This is a genomic window from Roseateles sp. NT4 (assembly GCF_051857475.1).
In the GTDB taxonomy this organism is placed as follows: Bacteria; Pseudomonadota; Gammaproteobacteria; order Burkholderiales; family Burkholderiaceae_C; genus Pelomonas.
Genome location: NZ_JBPZGZ010000002.1, coordinates 1298877 through 1323163, shown reverse-complemented (window position 1 = coordinate 1323163; position 24287 = coordinate 1298877). Strand labels below are relative to the sequence as shown.

The window sequence follows — 24287 nt, the reverse complement described above, 5'->3', positions numbered from 1 at the left end:
CACCCACAGGGATCGATATGCACACCTCACTCCAGGAACTCCTCGCCGTCCGCGGCACGGCCACGGCGCCGCGGTTCGACATCTACGCCAGCATCCACAAGGGCGTGCGCCTGATGCTGACCGACCTCATCACCAGCGCCGGCGGCGTCGACCCGCAGGACCCGGCCTCGGTGCAGCAGCTCGTCGACAAGGTCGAGGCCGCGGCCGACTTCTGCCTGTCGCACCTGGAGCACGAGAACACCTTCCTGCACACCGCGCTGGAGCGCGTGCAGCCCGGCGCCAGCCAGCGCATCGCGACCGAGCATGTGGACCACGAACAGGACATCGAGGCGCTGCGCCACCACGCCCGCGCCCTGCCCGGCTGCACGGCCGAGGAGAGGCCCGCGGCCTGCCATGCGCTGTACCACGCGGTGTGCCTGTTCTCGGCCCACAACCTGGCGCATATGCACCTGGAAGAGACCGAGCACAACGCGGTGCTGTGGGCCCATCTGGACGACGCCGGCATCATGGCCATCCACGGCCAGCTGCTGGCCTCGCTGACGCCGGCCGAGATGACGATGTCGCTGCGCTGGATGCTGCCCGCACTGGCGCCGGCAGAGCGCCTGGGCCTGCTGGCCGGCATGAAGGCCAAGGCCCCGGCGCCGGTCTTCCACGTCGTGCTGGCGCTGGCCCGCGAGCGGCTGAACGACGAGGCCTGGGGCCAACTCGCCCGCGGCCTGGGCATCCCGGTGGCAACGGGCCTGACGGCCTGAAGGGAGCACGCGATGAACAACTCCAACAAACGTTACGCCGCCTGGTGGCTGCGCATGGCCGCGATCTATCTCGTCGCGGGCGTCGCCCTGGGCAACTTCATGGGCGCCACGCACGACTTCTCGCTGCGCTCCGTGCACGCCCACATCAACCTGCTGGGCTGGGCCAGCATGCTGGGCTTCGGCCTGGTGGTGCAGCACCTGGCCGACACCCTGAGCGCGCGGCTGGTGGCCATTCAGTTCTGGCTGCACCAGGTGGCCCTGCCGGTGATGCTGTCGGCGCTGGCGGCGCTGATGCGCGGCAACCCGGCGGTGGAGCCGCTGATCGGCCTGGGCTCGGCGACGGTGGGCGTGGCGGTGCTGTGCTTCGCCACCAATGTGTGGCGCGGCACCGGGGTCAAGCTCAGAGCTGCGTGAGCTGAAGTTCGCCGCAGACCTGCAGCTTGAGCCGGCCGCGGCCGCTCTTGTGCAGGGCGATGCCGAGCTTCTGCTCGTCCAGGCGGCGGCGCAGCAGGATGAGGCGGGCCTCGAGGTTGTCGACGACGTCGGGCAGCTTGATGGCGGGGTCGAGCCGGATCTCGCGGTTGCTGAACTCGGTGCGGCCGGTGGCGGCATGTTCGCTCAACAGCCGCCACAGGATGGCGCCGGCCACGCCCTTGATGACGTAGTCCTGGTTGCAGAAGACGCTGTGCGAGGCCGCGTGATAGCGCAGCTGCAGCGGCTCCTGCGGCTGGCCACCCATGGGGCAGTCCAGCTCGGCCGGGCGGGTTTCGGCCGGCGCGGTCTCGGCGGCAGCGGCGACCGTGTCGCCCAGGGTGCGCATGGTGGCCGCCACGAGGTGGGCGAAGGCGACCAGGGCGTCCTCGTGGTCGTAGGTGAAGTGCAGGTCCTGCTCGCTCTCCACCAGCAGCACGCCCAGCACGCGCCCGCCGTGCAGCAGCGGCACGCCGAGCTGGCTGTGCGGGTCGGCCAGGCCCGGGTAGGGGATCTCGATGGACAGCTCGGCGGGTGAGCCTTCCAGCCTGACGACCTCGCGCATGGCGCGGCTGTAGCGGTAGGCCTGGGTCAGCCAGCTGATGCGGATGGGCGTGCGCGCCTGGGCGCAGACGCCGATGACGCCCTCGCCCAGCGCAATCTCCGAGCCGATGCCCGAGCGCGCATAGCCGCGGCTGCCCACGGTGTAGAGGCGCCGGCCCGGCTCGTCCATGACGAGGAACATCGCATGGCGCACCTGCAGGTCGGCCACCAGCGTGTCCAGGGCCGTGTCAACCAGCGCGCCGAAGTCGCTGCAGGCCGCCACCTTCTCGCACATGCTGCGCAGCGCGGCCAGCGGCTGCAGCGAGGGCGGCGCCGGCACGGCGGTGTTGCCGGGCAGGGCCTCGAGCTCCTCGACGCGGTAGATGTCGGAGCCGAGCAGGCGGAACACGCCGGCCATGCCGGTGTGCGAGGCGATGCCCTCCAGGTGGGCCTTCATGCGCTCGAACAGCGCGCCTTCGGACTCGGTGCGCAGATAGCGCAGCCGCATGCGGTAGAGCCGGCCGGTGAAGGGGTCGATGACGCTCAGCTGGCCCTGCGGGTTGGCGAGGATGTTGCGGCGCGTCTTGTTGAAGAACTGGTAGGACAGCGCGACGTGCTCGCCGTCCACGTAATGCACCTGGGACAGGAAGGCGACGTTGGGCTCACCCTCGGGCGAGCAGGTGGCCATGGTGGCGGGGATGGCGCCTTCCAGCGCGGCGCGGATCTGGTCAAGCCGCACGGCCGGCCTCCGGCGCGCGGGCGCCCAGCGGCTGGCCGGCACGCGGGCCGGGCGTCTGCACAAAGGCGTCGGCGGCCTCGAAGCGCACCACGGCCAGCGCCGTCCAGGGCTGCTCGAAGAAGTTGCGCGCGAACTGCTCGGGGATGTAGAGCAGCGCCAGCTCGCGCACCATGTTGCCGACGTGGTGGCGCAGAAAGGCCTCGTCGTCGCGCGTGGCGGCGCGCACGCTGGCGCCACTGCCCTTCATCTGCACGGCGACGCTGGTGTAGGGCTCGCTGAACACGGCCGCCACGCGGCCGGTGGCGCGCACGTCGGCGAGGAACTGGCGGGCCTGGTCTTCGCGCACCCAGGCCTCCACCGTGCGGCGGTCGTCCAGCAGGCGGCCCGCCATGCCCCAGCACAGGCTGGGCACGCCGGCCGCACTGGCGGACGACAGCACCACATCGCAATGCTGGTTGATTTTGGCCAGGAGGGCATCGTCGATCACGGCGGGCAGTTTAAGGACGGGCCTGGCCGCGGCGGAACCGCCGGAATTCTTACCACCCGGCACCCCTCAAACCTTGGGTCGGCACCGTCACGCGGGGCTGGCATGCTGGTGACATATCCTCGGCAGTAAGAGGCTCTCATGAATTCCACCGTTTCCGTCACCGGCGACCGCCCGCAGACCCTGGGCGAAGAGATCGCCAACGCCATCAGCCACGGCCTGGGCACCGCGCTGGCCATCGCCGCCCTGCCCATCCTCGTCATCCGCGCCATGAACCATGGCGGCGCGGCCGACGTGGCCGCGGCGGCCATCTTCGCGGCCACGGCCATCCTGCTGTACGGCATTTCCACGCTGTATCACGCCCTGCCCGCCTCGCTGGCCAACGGCCGCATCAAGGCCTGGCTGGTGCGTCTGGACCATGCCGCCATCTACGTCTTCATCGCCGGCAGCTACACCCCCTTCACGCTGGGCGTGCTGCACCGCGAGGGGCCGGGCCTGGCGCTGCTGATCACGGTCTGGGCCGCGGCGGCCTTCGGCGTGACCATCAAGCTGCTGAACCGCCTGCGCCACCCGCTGGTGTCCACGGCCATCTACCTCGCCATGGGCTGGGTGGTGGTGTTCGCGCTGGGGCCGCTGGTGGAGCGCATGCCCGGCCCCGGCCTGGCCCTGCTGGTGGCTGGCGGCTTGAGCTACACGCTGGGCGCGGTCGTCTTCCTGCTCGACAACAGGCTGCGCTATGCCCACTTCGTGTGGCATCTCTTCGTGCTGGGCGGCAGCGTCTGCCACTTCTTCGCGGCACTGTTCTACGCCTACGGCTGAGCGGCCGGCGCCAGTGATGGCAGTGGCGGCAGCGGCCCGAAGAAGCTCAGCACCGCGGCCATGCGCCCGTTTTCATCCAGCTCGACGACGTCGTAGCCGCTGAGCCTGCGCTCGCCGACGTGCAACTCCCAGGCATAGCGGTGCAGCTGGTGGTGGGAGTCGACGCCCGAGGCCCAGCTGATGACGGCGTCTGGGGATTCGGCGCGGAAGGCCTGCAGGCAGGCCGCGAACTCGTCGATGCCGGTCGCGCTGCGGTGCGGATCCAGGTAACGGGTGTTGGCGCCGAAGGCTTCACCGAGGTGGCGGCGGATGGAAGCCGCGTCGCGCGCATTCCATGCGGCGAAGTAGCTGTCCAGGCTGGCGGGGTGGGAATTCATGGGTCTCCTGACGTGAAAGGGTCATGCGGCTGCCTATGCTCGGTTTCAAGGCGACTTGAAGGTCAAGCAGGGCACACATGAAAATCGGCGAACTCGCGACCCGCACCGGTCTCGCCCCCTCGGCGATCCGCTTCTACGAAAGCCAGGGTCTGCTGCCACCGGCCAGACGCGCGGGCAATGGCTATCGCGTCTACGGCGAAGACGCGGTGCAGCGCCTGCAGATCGTCACGCTGTCGCAATCGTTCGGCCTGTCGCTCGACAGCCTGCGCACGGTGTTCGACATGCAGCAGGGCTTCTCGAAAGCAATGATGCTGTCCAGGCTGGGCGAGCGCCTCGGCGAGATCGACGCGCTGATCCGCGGGCTCCAGGTTCAGCGCCAGGAACTGCGCGAGGTGCACGACACGCTGCGCGACCACTGGGCGGCCGGCCGCTGCGTGGCACCGGCTTCCCTGGCCAGGCCCGGGGCACGCCGGAACACCAACCGCTTGCTGCCCGGGACCGCCAGCGACGACGACACGAAAGACCCGGCCGTGCGCCGACAACGCGCTCGGGGGCACACTGCCGCCTGACCCCATCCCCAGCTGGAGAGCCCCATGCCCAAGGCCTACTGGATCGCCCGCGTCGATGTGACCGAGCCCGAGCAATACAAGCTCTATGTGCAACGCAACGACGCGGTGTTCGCCAAGTTCGGCGGCCGCTTCCTGGTGCGCGCCGGCCAGTTCGAGAACCCCGAGGGCACGAGCCGCGGCCGCAATGTGGTGATCGAGTTCCCGAGCTACGAGGTGGCGCTGGCCTGCTATCGCTCGCCCGAATACGCACCGCAGATCACGCTGCGCCAGGGCTCGGCAACGGCCGACATCGTCATCGTCGAGGGCTACGACGGGCCACAGCCCGCTTGACGAGGGGCAAACCGCCTGCGCGCGCACGTTCGGGCCACAACCGTGACCTAACGACGCCGCACAAGGGTTGTCTCCACCCTGTCCTACAAGGGCTTTGGCGCGCCGTGGTACATTCGGCGTCATAGATTCGCACAAGACCGTTTCCTCAAGGTCTTATCTGCAGCCCCGCCGGCCACCCTCTGGCCTGTTCTCGCGAGCGGCTCGCTTCAGCAACTCCCCCGGTGAGTGTTCTTGAGTGTTTCTGTCTCCGCACGGCGTGAAGCCGACGGAGGGTTTTTATCCATCTCTACATTTCCAAAGGAAACATCATGACTACGCAAACCGGCACCGTGAAGTGGTTCGACGACGGCAAGGGCTTCGGCTTCATCACGCCTGATGGCGGCGGCAAGGACCTGTTCGCCCACCACAGCGAAATCAAGAACGCCGGCGGCTTCCGCTCGCTGGCCGAAGGCGCCAAGGTCGAATTCGAAGCCACGCAGGGCGCCAAGGGCCCGCAGGCTTCCAACATTCGCACGCTCTAATACGTGCACGGGCGCTCAGCGCGCCCAACCGCCGCGACCAGCAGGGCTGGCGCGGCAACCACCCAAAGAAGAACAATATGCACAACAACAAGAACATCGAGGTGGGACGCTTTCTGGTTTCCCCCATGAGCCAGGCCCGCGCGGGCGGCGGCTTCGACGCTTTGGTGTCGATCCGCTCCGGTCGCGGCATGGCCAGCGTGGATCGCGTCATGCGCTTCACGCCGCAGTTCAACAGCCCGCAGGCTGCCTTGCGCTATGCGCGGGCCGAGGGCCTCGCCTGGGCGAGCACCCACTGACGGCGGTTCATCCCGCCGGGGGCCTCGCCCTCGTTTATCAACTCACCAAGGAGCTTCAGATTTGGCCAAGGAAGAACTGATTGAAATGCAAGGCGTCGTCGACGAAATCCTGCCGGACTCGCGCTTTCGCGTGACGCTGACGAATGGCCACAAGGTCATCGCCTACACGGGCGGCAAGATGCGCAAGCATCACATCCGCATTCTGGCCGGCGACAACGTGTCGCTGGAGATGTCGCCCTATGACCTGAGCAAGGGCCGCATCACCTTCCGTCACCTCGGCGGACCGCGCCCCGCGCCCACCGGCGCCGGTCAGCGCCGCTGAGCGCCAGCGGGCCTGACGGCTCGCAGCCTCTCGAATCGGCCGCCATGGCATGCCTGGCGGCCGTTTCTTTTGGTGCCGTCCGACATCCAAAGGCCTTGCGGCCGCGTAGGCTGGCCATGCCCATGATGAAAGCCGGCCTCTTCCTGCTTGTCGCCCTGCTGCTGGCGGGCCTGCTCGTTGCCTGCGCGCCGGTGGCGACGCTGAATGCGCTGGCGCCCGGCAACACCCACACGGTCACGGCCGGCGTCGCCTATGGCACGGGCCCGCGCCAGCAGCTGGACGTCTACAAGCCGGCACGTGCCGCACCGCGGGGCGGCTGGCCGGTGGTGGTGTTCTTCTACGGCGGCTCCTGGAACCGCGGCCAGCGGGCCGACTACGCCTTCGTCGGCGAAGCCCTGGCCTCGCGCGGCATCCTGACGCTGGTGGCCGACTATCGCCTTTATCCGCAGGTGCGCTACCCCGACTTCCTGCGCGACTGCGCCGCAGCCCTGGCCTGGGGTCTTGTCCATGCGGGTGAGCTGGGCGGCAACCCGCAGCGGGTCTTCGTCATGGGCCACAGCGCCGGGGCCTACAACGCGGCCATGCTGGCGCTGGATGCGCGCTGGCTGCAACCGACCGGCCACAAGCCGCGCGAGCTGGCCGGCTTCATCGGCCTGGCCGGGCCCTACGACTTCCTGCCCATGACCAACCCCGACGCCCAGCCGGTGTTCTTCCACCCCGACTACCCGCCCGGCACCCAGCCGCTGGAACATGCCGGCAAGGCCGCGCCGCGCAGCTTCCTGGCCGCGGCGCGCGAGGACTCGCTGGTCAACCCGCAGCGCAACACGCAGGGGCTGGCGACCAAGCTGCAGTCTCTGGGCGTACCGGTGACCGTGAAGTTCTACGACCGCGTCGGCCACATGACGTTGATCGCCGCCTTTGGCGCGCCGCTGCGCTGGCTGGCGCCGGCCCTGGCCGACGTGGCGGACTTCGTCAACGGCCCGCCCGGGGCCTGATCAGCCGGCCACGGCAGCGCGCAGCGCCTCCAGGGCCTCGTCATCACGCCAGCCCGCGGCCGCATCGCCGATGACGACCTCGACCATGGCGCCGCCTTCCAGCAGATGCGAGGCCACGGCCCGCGCGCCCAGCCAGAAGCCATCGCGCCTGGCCACGGCCAGCAGCCCTTCGCGCAGCGCCTCGGGCGCCACGGGCAGATGCAGCTGGAAGGCATTGACCTGAGGCCGCTCGGGCGACACGCGCCAGCCGGGTTCGGCCGCCAGCGAGGCGGCCAGGCCTTGCGCACGCTCGCGGTAGGCGGGCATGTGCTGCAGCTGGGTGCGCAGGCCCTGCAGGGCGCTCAGCACAAAGGGATAGGCGGTGAAGAGATTGCCGCCCAGGCGGCTCTGCCAGGGTGTGATCCCGGCGATGAAGTCTTCGCTGCCCGCCAGCACGCAGCCGGTCAGGCCACCGACGCCCTTGTAGAAGGACACATAGATGGAGTCGGCCAGCGCGGCGATCTCGGCCAGCGAGCGGCCGTAATGGGCCGAGGCTTCCCAGAGCCGGGCGCCGTCGAAGTGCAGCGGCACGCCGCGCTCGCGGCACCACTGGCTGAGGGCTACCAGGTCGTTCCAATCGGGCAGCACATAGCCACCGCGGCGCAGTGGCAGCTCCACGGTGAGGACGGCCGGCTGCTCGGGCGCTGCCATCACCTCCTCGATGCGGATGGGCCGGTCCGTGCGGCCGATGCGCAGGCCGCGCAGGCCCATCAGCTTCTCGTAGGCCTCGGCCTCGTCGATGGCGATATGGCTTTGCGGATGCAGGGCCACCGGGCCGTCGCCGTCACCGCAATGCACACGCAGGGCGGCGAGTTGGGCCGCCACGCCCTTGTGCATGAAGCGCGCCGCCGGCTTGCCGAGCAGGGCCGCCACCTCGGCCTCCAGCGCCTGCAGGGCCTGGCCCTGGCCGTAGACGTCCAGCGGCAGTTCGGCTTCGGGCAGCTCGGCCAGCGCGAGCAGGGAGTCGCGCATGGACTTGATCGGTCGGTGGCCGTTGAGCCAGCGTGTGCAGCGGTTGCGCAGTTCGATATCGGCGTTGGCGGGAAGGTTGGAGTAGCTGGCAGCGGGCATGGGTCAGTGGGAAGCGGTACAGCGATGGATTTCAATGGTGGCATGCGCGATCTCCTCGTGCACGGCCAGCCATTCGCGCACCTGACCGGGCGTCAGGTGGGCATCGTGGGTGACGACGCTGAGGGCGCATGAATAGCTGGCACGGCCGACGCGCCAGACGTGCAGGTCGGTGAGTTCAGTCTCGCTGGCCGCGCCCTGCTGGGCGATGACTTCGCGGATCTCGTCGACGACGGGATGGTCCATCTCGCGGTCCAGCAGCACCTTGCTGGTCTCGCCGACCAGGCCCTTGGCCCAGATCGCCACGATGACGGCGCCGATCAGGCCCATCGCCGGGTCCAGCCAGGCCCAGCCCAGCCACCAGCCACCGGCCAGGGCCGCGATGGCCGCCACCGAGGTCGCGGCATCGGCGACGACGTGCAGATAGGCCGACTTCAGGTTGAGATCGTGGTGATGGTGGTGGTCGTCGTGCGCATGGCCGTGGTCGTGGCCATGGTGGTGATGCCCGTGGTCATGCGCCTTGCCGAGGATCAGCGCGCACACCAGGTTGACCAGCAGGCCCAGCACCGCGATGGTCATGGCCTCGGGGTAGTGGATGGGCTCGGGCTTGAACAGGCGCTCGATGGAGCCATAGGCCATCAGCGCGACAACGACGAGCAGGAAGATGGCACTGGCGAAGCCGCCCAGGATCTCGATCTTCCAGGTGCCGAAGGCATAGCGCGGGTCCTGGGCATGGCGGCGTGCGGTCGCGTAGGCGTAGGCACTGAGGCCGATGGCGACGGCGTGGCTGCTCATGTGGAAGCCGTCGGCCAGCAGGGCCATGGAGTTGAAGAACCAGCCCGCCGCAATCTCGACCCCCATGGTCGCGGCGGTGATCCACATCACCACCCGTGCGCCGCGCTCGGCGGCCGCGTTGCCGCTGTCGAAGACGTGGTCGTGCCGCCATTGGGACAGGTCATGGGAATGCATGCCGGACATTCTGCGCCGGGCTTGTGACGACACCGGCGCCGACGCCGGAGCGGGCGACATGGCTCGTTACAGCGGGCTTCACTAAAATCTCGCCCTTTTGCCTCGCGCGCCCGCGCAGGCACTCGCCTCCATGCAAGTCCTCCCCATGCAGCTTCCCGCCGCCGAGCCCCTGGCCCGGCTGCTGCTGCAATGGGGCGTCGCGCCGCCGCCGGCCCGCCCCGTGGCGGAGCGCCTGGGCGGCTGGCTGGGCTGGGCCGAGGCCATCGGCCTGTCGCAGCTGCTGGCCACACCCGTGGCCGCTGGCGCCAACGCCGCGGCCGGCCGCGAGGCCCGTGACTGGGCCGACGCGGCCCTGGATCGCCTGCAATCCGAGCTGACGGCCGCCTTCGACGACGCGCTGCTGGCGCGCGACGCCGCCGAGATGGCGCCCGAAGGCATGCCGCTGGCCGATCTGCTGGCCCCTTTTCGCCTGCACCACGCCCAACAGCAGCGCAGCATGGCCGCCCGCGTCGCCACACTGCGCGAGCGGCTGCGGCCGCGCCTGGCCGAGGCCTCGGGCGCTCTGAACCGCCTGGCCCAGTTGGACGCCGTGTTCGAGCGCGCCATCGTCGAACAGGAGCGTTCCCTGCTGGCCGGCCTGCCCGCGCTGCTGACGAAACGCGCCGAGACCCACCACGCCGCCGACCCGCGCCGCTGGCGCGCCCGCTTCTGGGCCGACCTGCAGCGCGCACTGCGGGCCGAGCTGGACCTGAGACTGCAACCGGTGCAGGGCCTGATCCAGGCCCTGCATCAAGCTGAATGCTGATGAATCGCTTCCTGAACGCCCTCTACCCCCTCGCCCTGGCCGCCGGCCTCGCGGGCATCGCCGGCGCGGCCGTGGCCGCCTCGCGCCACCACCCGGTGGCGCTGGCGATGACGCTGCTGATCGCGGCCTTCTTTGCCGTTGGCGTATGGGAGCTGACAGCCTTCCGCCGCGCCAGCCGCGAGCTGGATGCGGCGCTGGACGCCGATGACGTCATCGCCAAGCTGCCTGTCACGTTGCGCGCCGCCGTGCAGCAGCGCCTGGACGGCCTGCGCGTGGCCCTGCCGGGCCTGTCGCTGGCGCCGGCCCTGGCCGGCCTGCTGGTGCTGCTGGGCATGCTGGGCACCTTCATCGGCCTGGTCATCACGCTGAGCAGCACGGCCAGCGCCCTGGGCCAGACGGCCGACCTGGCTGCGCTGCGCAACGCACTGGGCGCGCCCGTGCAAGGCCTGGGCCTGGCCTTCAGCGCCAGCGTGGCCGGCGTGACGGGCTCGGCCATGCTGGGCCTGATGGTGGCCCTGGCTCGCCGCGAACGCGCCGCCGTGGCCGCGCATCTGGACACCGCCCTGCTCGGCAAGCTGCGCCCGCTGACGGCCGCGCACCGCCGCGCGCTGGAGCAGCAGGCCGCCGAGGCTGCGGCCACCGAAGCGGCCCAGCAGCGCCAGCTCGAACTCGTCGCCCAGCTGCAGCAGTACGCGAAGCAGATGGCAGACCAGCTCGCCGCGCAGAACGACAAATTCCATGGCGAAACGAGCAAGGCCTACACGGCCCTCGCCGCCAGCGTGGACACCACGCTGCGCAACAGCCTGGCCGAGAGCGCCCGCCTGGCCGGCGCCGCCATCCAGCCCGCCGCCGAAGCCGCCATGGCCGGCATCGCCCGCGAGGCCGCGGCCCTGCATGAGCGCGTGGGCACGCAGGTGGCCGACCAGCTCGGCGCGCTGAGCCAGCGCTTCGAGGCCGGCGTGGCCCAGATCGCCCAACAGGGCGAGGTCACCGCCAAGGCCCAGACCGAAGGCCTGGCCCAGCAGCGCGAAGCGGCACTGAAGCTGCTGGCTGACACCTCTGCCAGCACGCAGCAGGCCGTAGACCGGCTGGGGGAACGCTGGGCCACCGAAGCCCAGGCCCTGCTCGCCGCCCAGGCCGAGGCCGACAAGGCCCGCGCGGCGACGCTGCGCGGCCAGATCGACGCGCTGGCAGAACAGCGCGCGGCCGCCCAGCAGGCCGTGGCTGACGCCGCCGATCGCTTTGCCGCCCAGTCGCGGGCCCTGCTGGACCGCATCGCCGAGCAGCATGCCCAGGCCCGCAGCGAAGCGCGCACCGACACCGAAGCCCTGCACCAGCAGCGCGCCGCCAACGAAGCCCTGCTGTCCACGCAGCGCGAGGCCGCGCAACAGCTGCTGGCCGACAGCGGCGTCCGCGCCCAGAACGCGCTGACCGAGCTGACCACCGGCTTCGCCGCCCAGACCCGCGACCTGCTGGACCGCATTGCCGACACCCAGACCCGCCATGCCGCCCTGCAGGCCGAGCTGGACGCGCAGGCACGTGCCGAGGCCCGCGCCGAGGCCGAGGCCCTGGCCCAGCAACGCACCGCCAACGAGCAACTGCTGGTGGCCCAGCGCGAAGCCGCCCAGCAGTTGCTGGCCGCCAGCGGCCAACGCGCCCAGGAAGCGCTGACCGAGCTGACCGCCGGTTTCGCTGCGCAGACCCAGGCCGCCGTCACGGCCCTGGCCGAAGCCCACACGCAGCTGCAATCGGCCCACGCCGCCCACGACGCCGAACGCCTGGCCACCTGGCGCAGCGAGCTGCAATCGGCCGGTGCCACCCAGCTGGCGCAACAGCAGCAGCTGGCCGACGGCCTGCTGAGCCACACCCGCGAGCTGGTCGCCCAGACCGAGGCCCAGGCCAAGACCACGCTGAGCGAAGCCGGCGCCCTGCTGCAGGCCGCGGGTGAAGCGCCGCGCGCCGCCGTCGAGGTGGTCGCCGCGCTGCGCGAGCAGCTGGCGCAGAGCCAGGCCCAGGACCGCGCGGCCCTGGCCGAGCGCGCCGAGCTGATGCAGACGGTGTCGACGCTGCTGGCCTCGCTGCAGCAGGCGGCCGGCGAACAGCGCGCCGCGCTGGACACGCTGCTGGGCAGCGCCGGCTCGCAGGTCGAGGCGTTGATCGGCGGTGCGGCAACCCAGGTGACCGCGCTGCTGGACGGCACGGCCTCCCATGTGAACGCGCTGACCACCGGCGCCGCCCAACAGGTGCAGACCCTGGTGGGCCACTCCGCCACGCAGCTGGAAGCGCTGGGCCAGCGCTTCTCGGAGCAGGCCGGCGCCACCGGCCAGACCCTCTCCGAAGCCGCGACGACGATGGCCGCCAGCGCCGCCGAGATGGGCAGCCTGGGCGAAGGCTTCGGCGTCGCCGTCGAACAGTTCCAGGGCGCCAACGCGCAGCTCGTGCAGCACCTGGCTGCGCTGGAAGAGCGCCTGGGCGCCGCCATGTCGCGCAGCGACGAGCAGCTGGGCTATTACGTGGCCCAGGCGCGTGAGGTCATCGACCTCTGCCTGGGTTCGCAGAAGCAGATGCTGGACGCGCTGCAGGGGGCCACCGCCCATGGATGAGCCGCTGGAGATCGAACAGGAAGGCGTGGGTGCGCCCGCCTGGGCCGCCTTCGGCGACCTGATGGCCGGCGTGCTGGGCGCCTTCGTGCTGGTGCTGGCCGCAGCCCTGGTCGGGCAGCTGGACCTGGCCAACAAGCTGGAGGCCGAGGTGGCCCAGCGCCAGGCCGAGCAGGCCCGCCGCGAGGCGCTGGAGCGCGCCCTAGCCGGGCCCTTGGCGGACGGCCGCATCACGCTGTCGGACGGCCGCATCGGCATCAGCGGCGCGGTGCTGTTCGCCATCGGGTCGGACCAACTGCACGCCGACGGCCGCGCGCTGATCAAGAGCCTGGCCCTGCCGCTGCGCACCTATCTGAGCCAGCGCGACGAGATCCTGATGGTCAGCGGCTTCACCGACGACCGCGGCATGCTGAGCGGCAAGGGCGGGACCAAGTTCAGCGACAACTGGGAGCTGTCGGCCCAGCGCGCCCTGACCGTCACGCGCACGCTGATGGCCGAGGGCCTGCCGCCCGACGCCGTCTTCGCCGCCGCCTTCGGGCCGCAGCAGCCGGTGGCCTCCAACGACGACGCGGCCGGCCGGGCCCTGAACCGCCGCGTCGAGATCGCCCCCACGCCGCGGCCCAAGCGGGCCATGGCCGCCTCCGCGCCGTGATGGTCGATCCGGTCGCCTGGGTGCAGGCCCGCGCCGAAGTCGATCCGGTACGCCGCCGCGTGCTGGAGGCGCTGGCGCGGCGCGCGTCCGCCCAGGCACCGGGTCCGCTACGAGAGCGGCTCGTTGCAAAGCTGCTGCAGCGCGCCGAGGCCAACCCCGCGCCTCTGCCCGTGCGCCGGGTGGCGAACACCACAAGCCCACTGACAGCGTTGCTCGCTGAACTGCAAGCCCACCCCGAGCTGCGCAATGTGCAGGTCCACCGCCGCACCTGGACCGCCCTGCGGCTGACGCGCCGCCTGGCCGAGGTCAGCGCGCCGGTGCCCGAACACCTGGGTCCGTTGAACAGCCAGGTGCTGGTGGCGCGTGCGCTGCAACAGGTGCAGGGCCTGTCGCCCGACTATCTGCAGCACCTGCTGACGCAGATGGAGGCCCTGGCGGCCCTGGCGCCGCTGCAGGTGGCGGCCGATGCAGAGAAGCCGGCGCGGCCGGCGGCCAAGAAGCCAGCCGCTCGCAAGCGCTAGCGGGGTGCCGGCGCTGCGGTGAAGATCGCCTCGATGACGGCGGATCCCGGCTGGATGCGCTCCAGCCTCGGGTAGCGCAGGCCCGGGTTGGCTTCGATGCGAACCTCGACGCGCTCCCCCTCGATCTCGGCTTCAAGATCCACCGGCTTGCCGGACGCGACGGCAGCCTTCAAGCCCGGCGCGTCATAGGGCTGGCCATTCACGCGCAGCAGCCTTGCGCCCGTCGTCAGCCCCGCGCGAAACGCCGGGCCGTCCCAGCGCACGGCACGCAACAGGCCGGCCTTTCCGACGGACAGGCCGAGCGAGAACACATGGTCGTCGACGCCACGGTCCAGCGCATCCTGGCTGTAGGTCTCGGTCGGCGCGTCGGTGTAGACCAGCCGGTAGCCGCCGCGCTCCAGGGCACTGACCAGCGCGGCGCCATCCCGTGCGTCCAGGCGCGCGTCGAAGAAGCGCTTCCAGTCGCCGGGCGATACCTGGTTGAGCGCGGCGTAGAGATCGGCTTCGGTGTAGGTGTGAACCGCTGCAGAAGCGTCCGCACGCGGCGCGAAGAACAGCCGCAGGAAGTCATCAAGGCTCTTGCGACCGGCCGTCTGCGCGCGGATCTCCAGGTCGACGGCGAGCCAGAGCAGCACGCCGTCGACGTAGTAGTCCTTCTTGCCGGTGAAGTCCGGCCATTCAATGCCGCGCCCGGAAATGGTGATGGGGTCGTAGACGCTGTCGCGCAGGGGCTTCCAGGCCCGCGACGGCTGCTGCTGCGTTCGTGCGGCATCGATGGCGAGATCGTCGAGGGCCTGTTCCAGCGTGCGCATGCCGCCACGCGCGGCGGCAACCTTGCCCAGGTATTGGGTCAGCCCCTCATCCACCCAGAGCAGCGAGTTCTGCAGCGGCTCGTTGAAGTTGCGCTGGTGCATGCCGGCGGGCAGGAACTGGGTGCCATTCCACGAATGGATGTACTCGTGCACGGCCAGGTCCAGGTTGCGCAGGTTGTCCTGGGGCCGGGCGAAATAGTTGGCCGGCATGAAGGCCTCGGTGGAACGCCGGTGCTCGATGCCACCGGGACCGCCCATGCGCTCGTCGAGCACCAGCAGGAAGCGGTAGGGCTCGCGCCGGTTGGCGCCGAACATCTTCTGCACCTCCGCGACCGCATGGCGGAAGGGGGAGATGGCGGTGTCGGTGAGCGCCAGGTCCTCGGCCTGGTTCGCAAACACGTCCAGCATGACCGGCGCGCCGGGGCGATCCAACAGCGACAGGGAGCGCATGTGCAAGCCCGCGATCAACGGCGAGTCGACCAGCGCGTCCAGCGACGTGGCCTTGAGCCGCACGACGTCACCGTCACGGCCCTCCACGTCCAGGCTGGACGCGAACTGCATGCCGGCCGGCAGCCTGACCTGGGCCGCGACCGCCATCAGCTGCGCTGCAAACCCGGCCGGATAGAGCAGCAGGTTGGACCAGCCCACGTTGACGATGTGGCGGCTCATGGCCAGATTGCCGGCGCGTGGCGACAGATAGGTGAACGTGACGTCCAGGGCCTTGGCGCCGGCGGGGGGACGCACGTGGAAGGCAAAGGGGTTCGCAGGATCACGGGTCCACGCGAGGGGCTGCCCATCGCATCGCACCACGAGACCCGCGACGCGCCCGACCTGCCCGGTGGGCGCATGGCTGGCGACCTGCCATTGCGGGTACAGCAGGGTGACGGGTCCCGCGGCCTGCAAAGGAATCCGCTGCGTGACATGGAAGACCTTGTGGGTCAGGTCGGTGGCATCGACCGCCAGGCCGATCACGCCTGGAAAGCGCGCGTCCCCGATGGCAGGCACCTTGGCCTGGGCCAGGGCGCCATTCGCGGCGGCCAGGAGCAAGGCCCACACCATCCAACTTCTGCAGCGCAGAGCGATTCCAGAAATCATGCGTCCTCTGTGCGCCTGTTCGACCAGCGGCGATGCTAAGCAGACCGGGGCGGCCGTCCCAAAGTCATGCGGAGCGTGCGACCCGACGGGCCTAACTCGCCGGTTGAATTGCAGGGCGAGTTTGAAGACACTGCGCAGCGCCCGATGACAACGCTGCCAGCCATGAAGCCCACCCTCTACTTCTCGCGCAACCCCAACCCCCGCCTGGCCGTCGCCGCGGCGAAACATCTGAACGCGCCGGTGACGTATGAGTTCGCCGCACCGCTGGCCCCCGGTCAGGCGGACAAGTTCAAGCCGCTGAACCCTTCGCTGCGCGTGCCCATCCTGGTCGAGACCGATGGTCGCTCGTTGTGGGAGGCCGATGCCATCGCCTGCCGGCTGTCGCAGCTGGTGGGCTCGGACTTCTGGCGCGCGGGAGCGGAGCTGCCGGACATGATCCGCTGGGTCAGCTGGAGCCGCGACAACTTCATGCATGCCTGCGACATGGTGCATTTCGAGCGCGGCACCAAGCTGCGCTACAGCCTGGGCGCCCTGAACGAAGGCACGGTGGCGCGCGGCATCGAGCGCTTCCACGAGACCGCTTCCATCCTCAATGCCCACCTGAGTCAACAGGACTGGCTGCTGGCCAGCGGCCTGTCGTACGCCGACTTCCGCATGGGCGTCTTCCTGCCCTACAACGACGTGGCCCGCCTGCCGCTGAGCGACTACCCAGCCCTGCAGGCCTGGCATGACAGGCTGATGGCCTTGCCGGCCTGGGCCGACCCCTTCGAAGGGCTGGCGGCGCCGGAGCTGCCGCCCATTCCCTAGCCGGTATTGACTGGTTGTAAAGCTGCGCTTACGAGGCCGACGGGCCCGGGGCCTAACATGCGTCCGGCTGTCGCCCCCTGAAAACGCATCTTTCTCCATGATTTCCCGCTTCTCCTCTGCCGCCCTGCTTCCCGTCGCCCTGGCCAGCGCCCTCCTCGTCACCGCGCCCACTGCGGCCATCAGCGCCCCGCACGCCAAGCCGCGTGCCGCTGCACACAAACACAAGGACAAGGCCGCCGCCGCCGAACCCGCGATGACCACCGACGCCAACGGGCAATCGGTGCCGGTCCTCGCCAACAAGGCCTGGGTGCTGATGGACTTCAACACCGGGCAGCTGCTGGCCTCGTCCAACCCCGACGAGCCGCTGCCGCCGGCGTCGTTGACCAAGATGATGACCAGCTACCTGGTGGAGCAGGGACTCAAGAACGGCAAGCTCAAGCCCGACGACAAGGTCACCATGAGCGAGAGCGCCTGGTGCCGCGGCGGCAAGGACGGTGACAGCTGCATGTTCGTGCCCCTGAACGCGCAGGCGTCCCTGATGGACATGCTGCGCGGCGTGGTCATCGCCAGCGGCAACGACGCTTCCAAGGCCCTGGCCGAGCACATCGGCGGCTCGGAGTCCGGCTTCGTCGCGATGATGAACACCGAGGCCAAGAAGCTGGGCATGAGCAAGACCCAGTTCGCGAACGCGGCCGGCCTGCCCGATCCCAACAACAAGGCCTCGGCCCGCGACCTGGCCGTGCTGGCGGCCGCCATCATCCGCAACAGCGCCGAGTACTACCCGATCTACGCCGAGCGCGAGTTCACCTACAACGGCATCAAGCAAGGCAACCGCAATGCCCTGCTGTACACCGACTCCACGGTCGACGGCCTGAAGACCGGGCACACGGACGAAGCCGGCTATTGCCTGACGGCATCGGCCAAGCGCAACGGCATGCGCCTGATCTCGGTCATCATGAACGCCGACAGCAAGCAGGCCCGCGCCGACCAGACCCGCGTGCTGTTCAACTGGGGCTACGCCAACTTCGAGGAAGCGTCCCCTGCGCAGGCCGGTGCGACGCTGGCGAGCGCCAAGGTCACCTACGGCGTGGCGCCGACGGTGAATGCCGGCCTTGCACAGGCCTGGACGCTGGTGGTGCCCAAGGGCCAGGCGGCCGCCGTGCAGACGTCGGTCTCCCTGAACCCCGTGCTCGAGGCGCCGATTGCCAAGGGCACCGTGATCGGCAAGATCGTCGCCACGGCCAACGGCAAGCCCCTGGGTGAGGCCCCCGTCATTGCGCTCGCCGATGTCGAGCGCGCCGGCTTCTTCGAGCGCCTGCGCCAGCGCATTGCGGGCTGGTTCTCGAAGTAAGGCTCTGGATGATCGTCAACAACGCGGCTCAGGCGCGTCGTTGACGGCGTCGGCTTCGGGTCGGCGACGGTTGTCGGGGCCAGGCGGATTGCGTGGGCTTCAGTTCGCTTTCACCTTGAAGAGCAGGTTCGAAGGGCCGGACAGGAAGTAGAAGGTCTTGCCCGATGACACGGCCCCATAGGCGGACGTGTCCGCAAGCAGCGTCGATGTGCCCTGCTGGGCGCTCCAGTAGTAGAGCTTGCCCGCGGTCTCGTAGAAAACGTAGCCGGCCTCGTTGGCCCAGAGGTACGTACCGGGAACCCCAGCTTTCAACGTGCTCGTCGCGGAAGCCGTCGCCACCTTGAGGGTGTCGGCATCGCCCCCTTGCGAAGCCTCGCGCCAGGCAAGCACCCCGTCCTTCAGTGTCGGAAGGTCGGTGAGCTTGGTCGACATCGTCGTGATGCTGCCTCCGGCCACCGGCGCGGCCACCAGGGTCTGGCGGCTCGAGGCGTTGCCCAGCGGCGCCTGTATCCAGGCCACCCTCACCCCATCGGACGCGAGTTCGAGATCGTTCTGGCCGCCCGAAGACAGGTCGACGGCCGTGCCGGTGTTGGCGGACCAGCGGTAGGTGTCGAACCCCTTGGCAGCGTCGCCCGAGTTGCCCGAATAGAACACGTTGGGCACGCCACCGACCATGGTCATGTCGAAGCCCGAGGGGTTGATCGACGTTGCGGGGTCCGGCTTGACCTGCCGGTAGGTCCCAGCAGCGACGTTATAGAGCGTGAAGCTGCTCGTCCCGTTCGCCCACAGCACATAGCCCGAACGCACCACCAGGTTGTACGGGTATCCAGCGACCATGGCCCACGGATTGCCCGCGTTGAGCTCCTTCACTGCTGCATCGGTGTCCCACTGATAGACGCAGCCCTTCGGGCAGGCGGCGCTGACGGTGATCGTCGTGTAGGCACGTCCATCGACGAACCACCACTTGGCCGAGTTGGTGGGATCGTCCGGCACCCCTTGCAGGGCCACGTCGGTACCCGCCGCCGTGTCGCGAAGATGGACGGCCCTGTCGCTGGTCTTGTAAAGCACCCGATCGCCATCCGCCGCCAGCAGGCGCCCGCCCGCGCCGATCGAAAGGATGGGTGAGTAGACCAGCGCAGCGCTGGATGACTTCACGATCTGCCGCTCTGCCGTTGTGGGCTTGCCCGCGCTGTCCGTGGCCGTCACGGTCACCTTGTAAGTGCCCGGCGTCAGCCCCGACACGTCGTAGTTGCTGCTGAAGGTCGGGCCCGTGGCCTGGATGATGGGGAGGTCGCCCAGCTTGACATCGACCTTGACGGCACCTGGCTTGTCGGACGTGGCCTGGCCGGAAATCTTCAGCGTGTCGTAGACGAAGCTGCCATCCAGCGGCTCGGTCAGCGTGAGAACCGGGACGTTGTCGAACTGCAGGTTCAAGACGACCTGCTTGCCGAACCCCTGCCCGTCCACCGCAACGAAGGTCACCGTGTGCGCTCCCGAGCCCAGCGCGTTGGTGTCGATCCGGAAACGGTAGGCATTGTTGGCACCGGTACATCCGCCGCCGTCAAAGCAGGCATTGGGCGCGGTCAGTGTGCCGATGACCGTAGCGTCCACACGACCGGTGACGCTGGCGATGCCATTGGGGGAATCGGCGCGGATGTAGATATCGAACGGCCCCGAGAAAGGCCCGTCAAGCACGTTGAGCGTCCTCAGCGTGATGTTGGCGTTGGACACCATCACGTTGCGCTTCACGTCAACGCTGCCGCCGCCCGCGAGCGGCACGCGCGCGAGCAACTGGACCTGGCCGTTGGTGGCCGTGCTGCTGTCCCAGGTCACGCTGGCGCCGTTGCCGATCGCCTTGAGGTCGGCGTACCAGCTGACCTGCGGGCCCGTCGCAGGGCCCGTGAGCGACAGCGTGACCGCTCCGGACAGCGGTTCGGCGGCGCTGATGCTGATGGCCAGCTTGTCCGCGCCCTGGGCCGTGACCGTCACGAGCGCGGGTGCACTGCTGGCCTTGCCGTCGCTGACGACGAGGCTGAGCGCATAGTTCCCGGCCACGTCGGGCACGAAGCCGGCCTTGTCGGTGGCTGCCGCGGTGAGCGAAGCGGACGTGACCGCGCTGCCGTCGGGCTTGGAACTGACTGTCCACGCATAGGTGATGGCGTCGCCGTCGGCGTCCATTCCCGTGCCGGTGACCTGCACGGCGGTACCCAGAAGCACCGTCTGCGCCGCGCCCACCGTGACCGTCGGCGCGGTGTTGGGCTTGGGTGGCGTGCTGTCACCGCCACCCCCACCACATGCCGCCAGAAAAACCGTTAGCAATAACGAAGCTGCCGCGCGCAACCATGGGCTCATCGAGCTCTCCATCCCTTGTGACGAGCGGATTCTGGTTCAGATGCTCCGTTCAATCCGTAACAGAGCCTTGCCTTCAGGACTTCTCGCCTTCGACCGGGCTCACCGCCGGCCTGACGCCTTCAAGCCGTGGGCATGTCGAGCGTTCGCAATCGCTGCGACCGGCCCCTAAGCCCAAGGCCCTTCGATGAGGGCCCGCGTCTCCTCGACCGCGATGCGCCACATCTCCAGCACCTCGGCGTCGGGCCTCTCGTAGGCGCCGCCGAAGTTGCCGTCGCCCGCCAGATCGCGCGCCGCATCGGGCGGCAGCACGGCATAGCGCTGGTAGTCCACCGGGGCCTTGCGCCCTTCAGGCTGGGTGACGCCGGCCAGCCGCGTCCACGGCAGGTTCTCCATCCACGAGGCATGGGCCGACTGCGGGTCCTGGGCCTTCACATAGCCCATGGTCTTGGGCGCGCTCCACCAGTTGTGCATGCGCACGCGCGTGCGCGGATGCGCGGCCATCCACTCACCGATGACCGCGGCCACAGGCTGGTTGCCGCCATGGCCGTTGACGATGAGGATGCGCCGGAAGCCCTGGTGGTCCAGGCTGTCGAGCAGGTCCTGCACGACACGCACCATGGTCTCCACCTTCAGCGTGACGGTGCCCGGGTAGCTCATGAAGCTGGGCGTGATGCCGAAGGGCAGCACCGGGAAGACCGGCACGCCCAGTGGCTCGGCCGCCTCGACCGCGACACGCTCGGCCAGGATGGCATCGACGGCAAGGCTCAGATAGGCATGCTGCTCGGTGCAGCCAATGGGCAGCAGGCAGCGGTCGTCGGCCTTCAGATAGGCCTCGACCTGCATCCAGTTCATGTCGGCGATCTTCATGTCAGCGCCGCCCGGCCGCCCGCAGGCGATGACGCGCCCCCTCGGGGGGCAGTGAGCGAAGCTCGCGTGGGGGCTTTTTCATTTCACATCCACGTTGGCGTAGTTGTTGAGGCCAAAGGGGCTGACCTTCATGTTGCCGACGCGCTTCGAGGTCGCGATGGCCGTCGTCGGATAGGTCAGCGGCACCCAGGGCGCGTCGTCGCGGTAGAGGGCCTGGGCGCGGCGGTAGAGGGCTTCGCGCCTGGCCGGGTCGGCCACCTCGCGCGCCTCGGCCAGCAGGGCGTCGAAGTCCTTGCGGCACCAGCGCGCCACATTGCTGCCGCCAGCCACGGCCGCGCAGGCGAAGTTGGGGGTCAGGAAGTTGTCGGGGTCGCCGTTGTCGGAGGCCCAGGCCAGCAGGGTCGCATCATGTTCGCCGGCGCGGGTGCGTTTGAGCAGCTCGCCGAACTCCAGCGTGACGATCTCGACCTTGACGCCGATGCGGGCCCAGTCGGCCTGCAACAGCTCGGCCGTCGCCTTGGGATTGGGGTTGGTGGCGCCCGCGCCGGCCCGTATCCACAGCTTGAGCGCAAAACCATTGGCGAGCCCCGCGGCCTTCAGCAGCTCGCGGGCCTTGGCCAGGTCCTGAGGTGGCGGGCCGGCCTTGTCGTCATAGCTCCACTGCGAGGGCGGATAGGGGTTGCCGGCCGGGCTGGCGGCACCGCCGTAGACGGCCTTGGCGATGGCGGCGCGGTCCGTCGCCAGCCCCAGGGCCTGGCGCACGCGGCGATCGTCCAGCGGCTTGTGCTCGACGTTCAGGCCGACAAAGGTCGTGACCAGGCCGGGGCCGGTCAGCAGTTGCAGCTTGGGGTCGCGGCGGATCTCGTCCCAGGTCTGGGGCATGGGATAGAGGCCGATATCGCATTCGCCGGCCTTCAGGCGCTGCAGCCGCGTGGCGGGGTCGGGCGAGATCGAGAAGATCAGCTTGTCGAGCTGCACCTTGCCGCGGAAGTAGCCCGGGTGAGCGTCGTAGCGGACGACCGCGTCCTTCACATAGCTGCGGAAGACGAAAGGCCCGGTGCCGACCGGCTTGAGGTTCATGTCCTCCATGCGGCCGGCGGCCTGCAGCTGCTGGGCGTACTCGGCCGACAGCACGCTCAAGAAGCCCATGGCCACATCGGCCAGGAAGGGCGCCTCGGGCCGCGTCAGCTCGATGCGCACGGTGCGCGCGTCCACCGCGGTGACGCTCTTGACCAACTGGCCGAACTGCATCGCCGTCGCGTAATACCAGCCCTGGCGGGGCTGGCCATGCCAGGGGTGCCTGGGGTCGATCTGGCGATTGAAGCTGTAGACCACGTCGTCGGCCGTCATCGGCCGCGTCGGCTTGAACCAGGGCGTGGTGTGGAAGGCCACGCCGGCGCGCAGATGGAAGGTGTAGGTCTTGCCGTCGGCGCTGAGCTCCCAGCGCTCGGCCAGGGCGGGCATGAGTTTCGTCGTGCCGGGCTCGAACTCGACCAGGCGGTTGTAGAGGGCCTCGGACGAGGCATCGGCCGTCGAGTTGGCGTGGAAGAGGGAATAGTCGAAGCCATCGGGGCTGGCCTCGGTGCAGACGGTGAGGGTCTTGGCCGGGGCGGCGGTGGCGGCAGCCAGGGCCAGGGCAGCGAGCAGCAGCTTCATGGCTTGGGCCTCCTCCAAGCCATGCCCAGGGTGCGCGGTGCCGTGTGGACGAAGCCAAACTGGGCGTAGAGCGCATCGGCCGGCACATCGGCCAGCAGGCTGACATAGCCGCCCTCGGGCACGTGGTCCCGCAGCCAGGCGGCGATCTCGCCCATGATGAGCTTGCCCAGGCCCTTGCCCTGGTGCTCGGGCAGCACGGCGATGTCGACGACCTGGAAGGCCGTGCCGCCGTCGCCAATGACGCGGCCCATGCCCACGGGCTCCCCGCCGTGGATAACCTGCACGCCGAACAGCGTGTTGGGCAGGCCACGCGCGGCGGCCTCGGCCGACTTGGGGCTCAGCCCCGAAGCCACGCGCAAGTGGCGGTAGGTGTCGGCCGTGGGCGTGGCGTGCAGCGTCTCGTAGCTCATGGCGCGCATTCAACCATCACCTGCAGGCATACCCGCATCGTGCTCCGACATGGCCCCTGCGGGCTGGCCCGGAGCCGCCCGCGCGAGTGCGCTGCAACAATCCGGGCTTGGCCACGCCCTCCCACGCATGAAGTCCACCTCCCTCGTTGCCGCCACCCTGGCCCTGCTGCTCAGCGCCTGCGCCAGCGTGCCGCCCACGCAGCCCGCCGCTTCCAAGCCGGCCGCCCAGCCCGCCAGCACCTCGCCCGTGGCCGTCGCCGCGCCTGTCGCGCCGGTGCGAGCCCCCAACATCGACCGCAGCTACACCTCGCAGAACCAGGACAGCCGCGCCCTCTACATCGTGCTGCACTACACCGTGCTGGACTGGGAGAAGTCGCTGAAGGTGCTGACGACGGGCGGCCAGGTCTCGGCCCATTACCTGGTGCGCGACAACCCGGTGGCCAGCTATGCCCTGGTCGACGAGAACCGCCGTTCCTGGCATGCCGGCGCCAGCTTCTGGGCCGGCAACACCAACCTGAACTCGGCCTCCATCGGCATCGAGATCGTCAACCCCGGCTATGTCGACGGCCCCGGCGGCCGCGTCTACGCGCCCTTCCCCCAGGCCCAGGTCGACGAGGTCATCGCCCTGGTGCGCGACATCCAGAAGCGCCACCAGGTGAGGCCCGAGCGCATCATCGGCCACGCCGACATCGCCCCGGGTCGCAAGCAGGACCCCGGCCCGCAGTTCCCATGGAAGCAGCTGGCCGAGGCCGGCCTCATCCCCTGGCCCGACGGCCCCTCGGTCGTCGTCAAGACGCTGGAGCACGAGGTGGCCCCGCGCGACGTGGCCTGGCTGCAGGACCGCCTGGCCCGCATCGGCTACAACGTGTCGCGCTCGGGTCAGCTGGACGTGATGACCAAGGAAGTCATCGCCACCTTCCAGATGAAGTACCGGCCGCGCGACATCTCCGGCACGCCGGACGCCGAGACGGCGGCACTGATCGAGGTCGCGTCCACGCCTTCCTCCATGCGCGTGGCCGGCGCTGCCGAGGGCGAGACCCGCCCCTACACCTCGCGCTGGTAAGA

26 protein-coding genes are annotated in these 24287 nt (G+C 69.7%); 16 read left to right on the top strand and 10 right to left on the bottom strand.

Annotation, left to right across the window (positions count from 1 at the left end; all coding sequences use genetic code 11):
• Positions 1 to 17: 17 nt before the first annotated feature.
• Together ACS5PN_RS15845 and ACS5PN_RS15840 are read left to right on the top strand one after the other, a co-directional pair.
• A complete protein-coding gene (locus ACS5PN_RS15845) occupies positions 18 to 752 on the top strand; it encodes a hypothetical protein (RefSeq protein WP_439464940.1) in 735 nt (244 codons plus the stop codon).
• Positions 753 to 764: 12 nt separating this feature from the next.
• The gene (locus ACS5PN_RS15840; protein ID WP_439464939.1) at positions 765 to 1166 is read left to right on the top strand and encodes a hypothetical protein; all 402 of its coding nucleotides are present in this window, start codon (positions 765 to 767) and stop codon (positions 1164 to 1166) included.
• Here ACS5PN_RS15840 and ACS5PN_RS15835 read toward each other — a convergent pair.
• Positions 1153 to 2505, bottom strand: a complete 1353-nt coding sequence (locus ACS5PN_RS15835) for a GAF domain-containing protein (RefSeq protein WP_439464938.1) — start codon at positions 2503 to 2505, stop codon at positions 1153 to 1155. The genes ACS5PN_RS15840 and ACS5PN_RS15835 overlap by 14 nt on opposite strands.
• Positions 2495 to 2992, bottom strand: coding sequence for a hypothetical protein (locus ACS5PN_RS15830; RefSeq protein WP_439464937.1), 498 nt, complete (start codon positions 2990 to 2992; stop codon positions 2495 to 2497). The genes ACS5PN_RS15835 and ACS5PN_RS15830 overlap by 11 nt, the downstream gene beginning before the upstream one ends.
• Positions 2993 to 3130: 138 nt before the next feature.
• On the opposite strand from ACS5PN_RS15830, the gene trhA reads away from it, so the two are divergent.
• Complete coding sequence (trhA, locus tag ACS5PN_RS15825) at positions 3131 to 3808, top strand: PAQR family membrane homeostasis protein TrhA (protein ID WP_439464936.1); 678 nt, start codon at positions 3131 to 3133, stop codon at positions 3806 to 3808.
• Here trhA and ACS5PN_RS15820 read toward each other — a convergent pair.
• Positions 3799 to 4185 carry a hypothetical protein gene (locus ACS5PN_RS15820; protein ID WP_439464935.1) on the bottom strand — a complete coding sequence of 129 codons (387 nt, stop codon included), beginning with the start codon at positions 4183 to 4185 and terminating at the stop codon, positions 3799 to 3801. The two genes, trhA and ACS5PN_RS15820, sit on opposite strands and share 10 nt — an antisense overlap.
• 77 nt (positions 4186 to 4262) lie before the next feature.
• On the opposite strand from ACS5PN_RS15820, the gene ACS5PN_RS15815 reads away from it, so the two are divergent.
• The 6 genes from ACS5PN_RS15815 to ACS5PN_RS15790 all read left to right on the top strand — a co-directional run bounded on the left by ACS5PN_RS15815 (position 4263) and on the right by ACS5PN_RS15790 (position 7218).
• Positions 4263 to 4754: a MerR family transcriptional regulator gene (locus ACS5PN_RS15815; protein ID WP_439464934.1), complete on the top strand. Its 492-nt coding sequence runs from the start codon at positions 4263 to 4265 to the stop codon at positions 4752 to 4754.
• Between the two features lie 24 nt (positions 4755 to 4778).
• Positions 4779 to 5084, top strand: a complete 306-nt coding sequence (locus ACS5PN_RS15810) for a DUF1330 domain-containing protein (protein ID WP_439464933.1) — start codon at positions 4779 to 4781, stop codon at positions 5082 to 5084.
• A gap of 308 nt (positions 5085 to 5392) precedes the next feature.
• Positions 5393 to 5605 (top strand): cold-shock protein, encoded by a 213-nt coding sequence (locus ACS5PN_RS15805; RefSeq protein WP_439464932.1) that lies wholly within the window; start codon positions 5393 to 5395, stop codon positions 5603 to 5605.
• Between the two features lie 77 nt (positions 5606 to 5682).
• On the top strand, positions 5683 to 5901 hold the full coding sequence (locus ACS5PN_RS15800; RefSeq protein ID WP_439464931.1) for a hypothetical protein: 219 nt from the start codon (positions 5683 to 5685) through the stop codon (positions 5899 to 5901).
• A gap of 61 nt (positions 5902 to 5962) precedes the next feature.
• Positions 5963 to 6223: a translation initiation factor IF-1 gene (gene infA / locus ACS5PN_RS15795; protein WP_439464930.1), complete on the top strand. Its 261-nt coding sequence runs from the start codon at positions 5963 to 5965 to the stop codon at positions 6221 to 6223.
• Positions 6224 to 6348: 125 nt separating this feature from the next.
• Positions 6349 to 7218 (top strand): alpha/beta hydrolase, encoded by an 870-nt coding sequence (locus ACS5PN_RS15790; protein WP_439465570.1) that lies wholly within the window; start codon positions 6349 to 6351, stop codon positions 7216 to 7218.
• Here the strand turns inward: ACS5PN_RS15790 and ACS5PN_RS15785 are convergent, their stop codons facing one another.
• Together ACS5PN_RS15785 and dmeF are read right to left on the bottom strand one after the other, a co-directional pair.
• Complete coding sequence (locus tag ACS5PN_RS15785) at positions 7219 to 8328, bottom strand: threonine aldolase family protein (protein WP_439464929.1); 1110 nt, start codon at positions 8326 to 8328, stop codon at positions 7219 to 7221.
• A 3-nt stretch (positions 8329 to 8331) separates the two neighbouring features.
• Positions 8332 to 9294 carry a CDF family Co(II)/Ni(II) efflux transporter DmeF gene (dmeF, locus tag ACS5PN_RS15780; RefSeq protein ID WP_439464928.1) on the bottom strand — a complete coding sequence of 321 codons (963 nt, stop codon included), beginning with the start codon at positions 9292 to 9294 and terminating at the stop codon, positions 8332 to 8334.
• 130 nt (positions 9295 to 9424) lie between these two features.
• Here dmeF and ACS5PN_RS15775 point away from each other — a divergent pair, with 130 nt between their 5' ends.
• From ACS5PN_RS15775 to ACS5PN_RS15760, 4 genes are read left to right on the top strand one after another with little or no spacing between them, the layout of a single operon-like run.
• Positions 9425 to 10099, top strand: coding sequence for a DUF3348 family protein (locus ACS5PN_RS15775; RefSeq protein ID WP_439464927.1), 675 nt, complete (start codon positions 9425 to 9427; stop codon positions 10097 to 10099).
• Complete coding sequence (locus tag ACS5PN_RS15770; RefSeq protein WP_439464926.1) at positions 10099 to 12702, top strand: hypothetical protein; 2604 nt, start codon at positions 10099 to 10101, stop codon at positions 12700 to 12702. The genes ACS5PN_RS15775 and ACS5PN_RS15770 overlap by 1 nt, the downstream gene beginning before the upstream one ends.
• Complete coding sequence (locus tag ACS5PN_RS15765) at positions 12695 to 13351, top strand: OmpA family protein (RefSeq protein ID WP_439464925.1); 657 nt, start codon at positions 12695 to 12697, stop codon at positions 13349 to 13351. The genes ACS5PN_RS15770 and ACS5PN_RS15765 overlap by 8 nt, the downstream gene beginning before the upstream one ends.
• Positions 13351 to 13872: a DUF2894 domain-containing protein gene (locus ACS5PN_RS15760; RefSeq protein WP_439465569.1), complete on the top strand. Its 522-nt coding sequence runs from the start codon at positions 13351 to 13353 to the stop codon at positions 13870 to 13872. The genes ACS5PN_RS15765 and ACS5PN_RS15760 overlap by 1 nt, the downstream gene beginning before the upstream one ends.
• On the opposite strand, the gene ACS5PN_RS15755 is transcribed toward ACS5PN_RS15760, so the two are convergent.
• Positions 13869 to 15740: a M61 family metallopeptidase gene (locus ACS5PN_RS15755; RefSeq protein ID WP_439464924.1), complete on the bottom strand. Its 1872-nt coding sequence runs from the start codon at positions 15738 to 15740 to the stop codon at positions 13869 to 13871. The genes ACS5PN_RS15760 and ACS5PN_RS15755 overlap by 4 nt on opposite strands.
• 201 nt (positions 15741 to 15941) lie before the next feature.
• On the opposite strand from ACS5PN_RS15755, the gene ACS5PN_RS15750 reads away from it, so the two are divergent.
• Together ACS5PN_RS15750 and ACS5PN_RS15745 are read left to right on the top strand one after the other, a co-directional pair.
• The gene (locus ACS5PN_RS15750; RefSeq protein ID WP_439464923.1) at positions 15942 to 16586 is read left to right on the top strand and encodes a glutathione S-transferase family protein; all 645 of its coding nucleotides are present in this window, start codon (positions 15942 to 15944) and stop codon (positions 16584 to 16586) included.
• Positions 16587 to 16683: 97 nt separating this feature from the next.
• Positions 16684 to 17937: a D-alanyl-D-alanine carboxypeptidase family protein gene (locus ACS5PN_RS15745; RefSeq protein ID WP_439464922.1), complete on the top strand. Its 1254-nt coding sequence runs from the start codon at positions 16684 to 16686 to the stop codon at positions 17935 to 17937.
• 99 nt (positions 17938 to 18036) lie between these two features.
• On the opposite strand, the gene ACS5PN_RS15740 is transcribed toward ACS5PN_RS15745, so the two are convergent.
• The 4 genes from ACS5PN_RS15740 to ACS5PN_RS15725 form a co-directional block, all read right to left on the bottom strand.
• Positions 18037 to 20289 (bottom strand): Ig-like domain-containing protein, encoded by a 2253-nt coding sequence (locus ACS5PN_RS15740; protein WP_439464921.1) that lies wholly within the window; start codon positions 20287 to 20289, stop codon positions 18037 to 18039.
• A 165-nt stretch (positions 20290 to 20454) separates the two neighbouring features.
• Entirely contained in the window at positions 20455 to 21156 is a 702-nt protein-coding gene (locus ACS5PN_RS15735) for a creatininase family protein (RefSeq protein ID WP_439464920.1), read from the bottom strand.
• 78 nt (positions 21157 to 21234) lie between these two features.
• The gene (locus tag ACS5PN_RS15730; RefSeq protein WP_439464919.1) at positions 21235 to 22812 is read right to left on the bottom strand and encodes an ABC transporter substrate-binding protein; all 1578 of its coding nucleotides are present in this window, start codon (positions 22810 to 22812) and stop codon (positions 21235 to 21237) included.
• Entirely contained in the window at positions 22809 to 23222 is a 414-nt protein-coding gene (locus tag ACS5PN_RS15725) for a GNAT family N-acetyltransferase (protein WP_439464918.1), read from the bottom strand. The genes ACS5PN_RS15730 and ACS5PN_RS15725 overlap by 4 nt, the downstream gene beginning before the upstream one ends.
• A 127-nt stretch (positions 23223 to 23349) precedes the next feature.
• Here ACS5PN_RS15725 and ACS5PN_RS15720 point away from each other — a divergent pair, with 127 nt between their 5' ends.
• Positions 23350 to 24285, top strand: coding sequence for an N-acetylmuramoyl-L-alanine amidase (locus ACS5PN_RS15720; protein WP_439464917.1), 936 nt, complete (start codon positions 23350 to 23352; stop codon positions 24283 to 24285).
• The last annotated feature ends 2 nt before the right edge of the window (positions 24286 to 24287 follow it).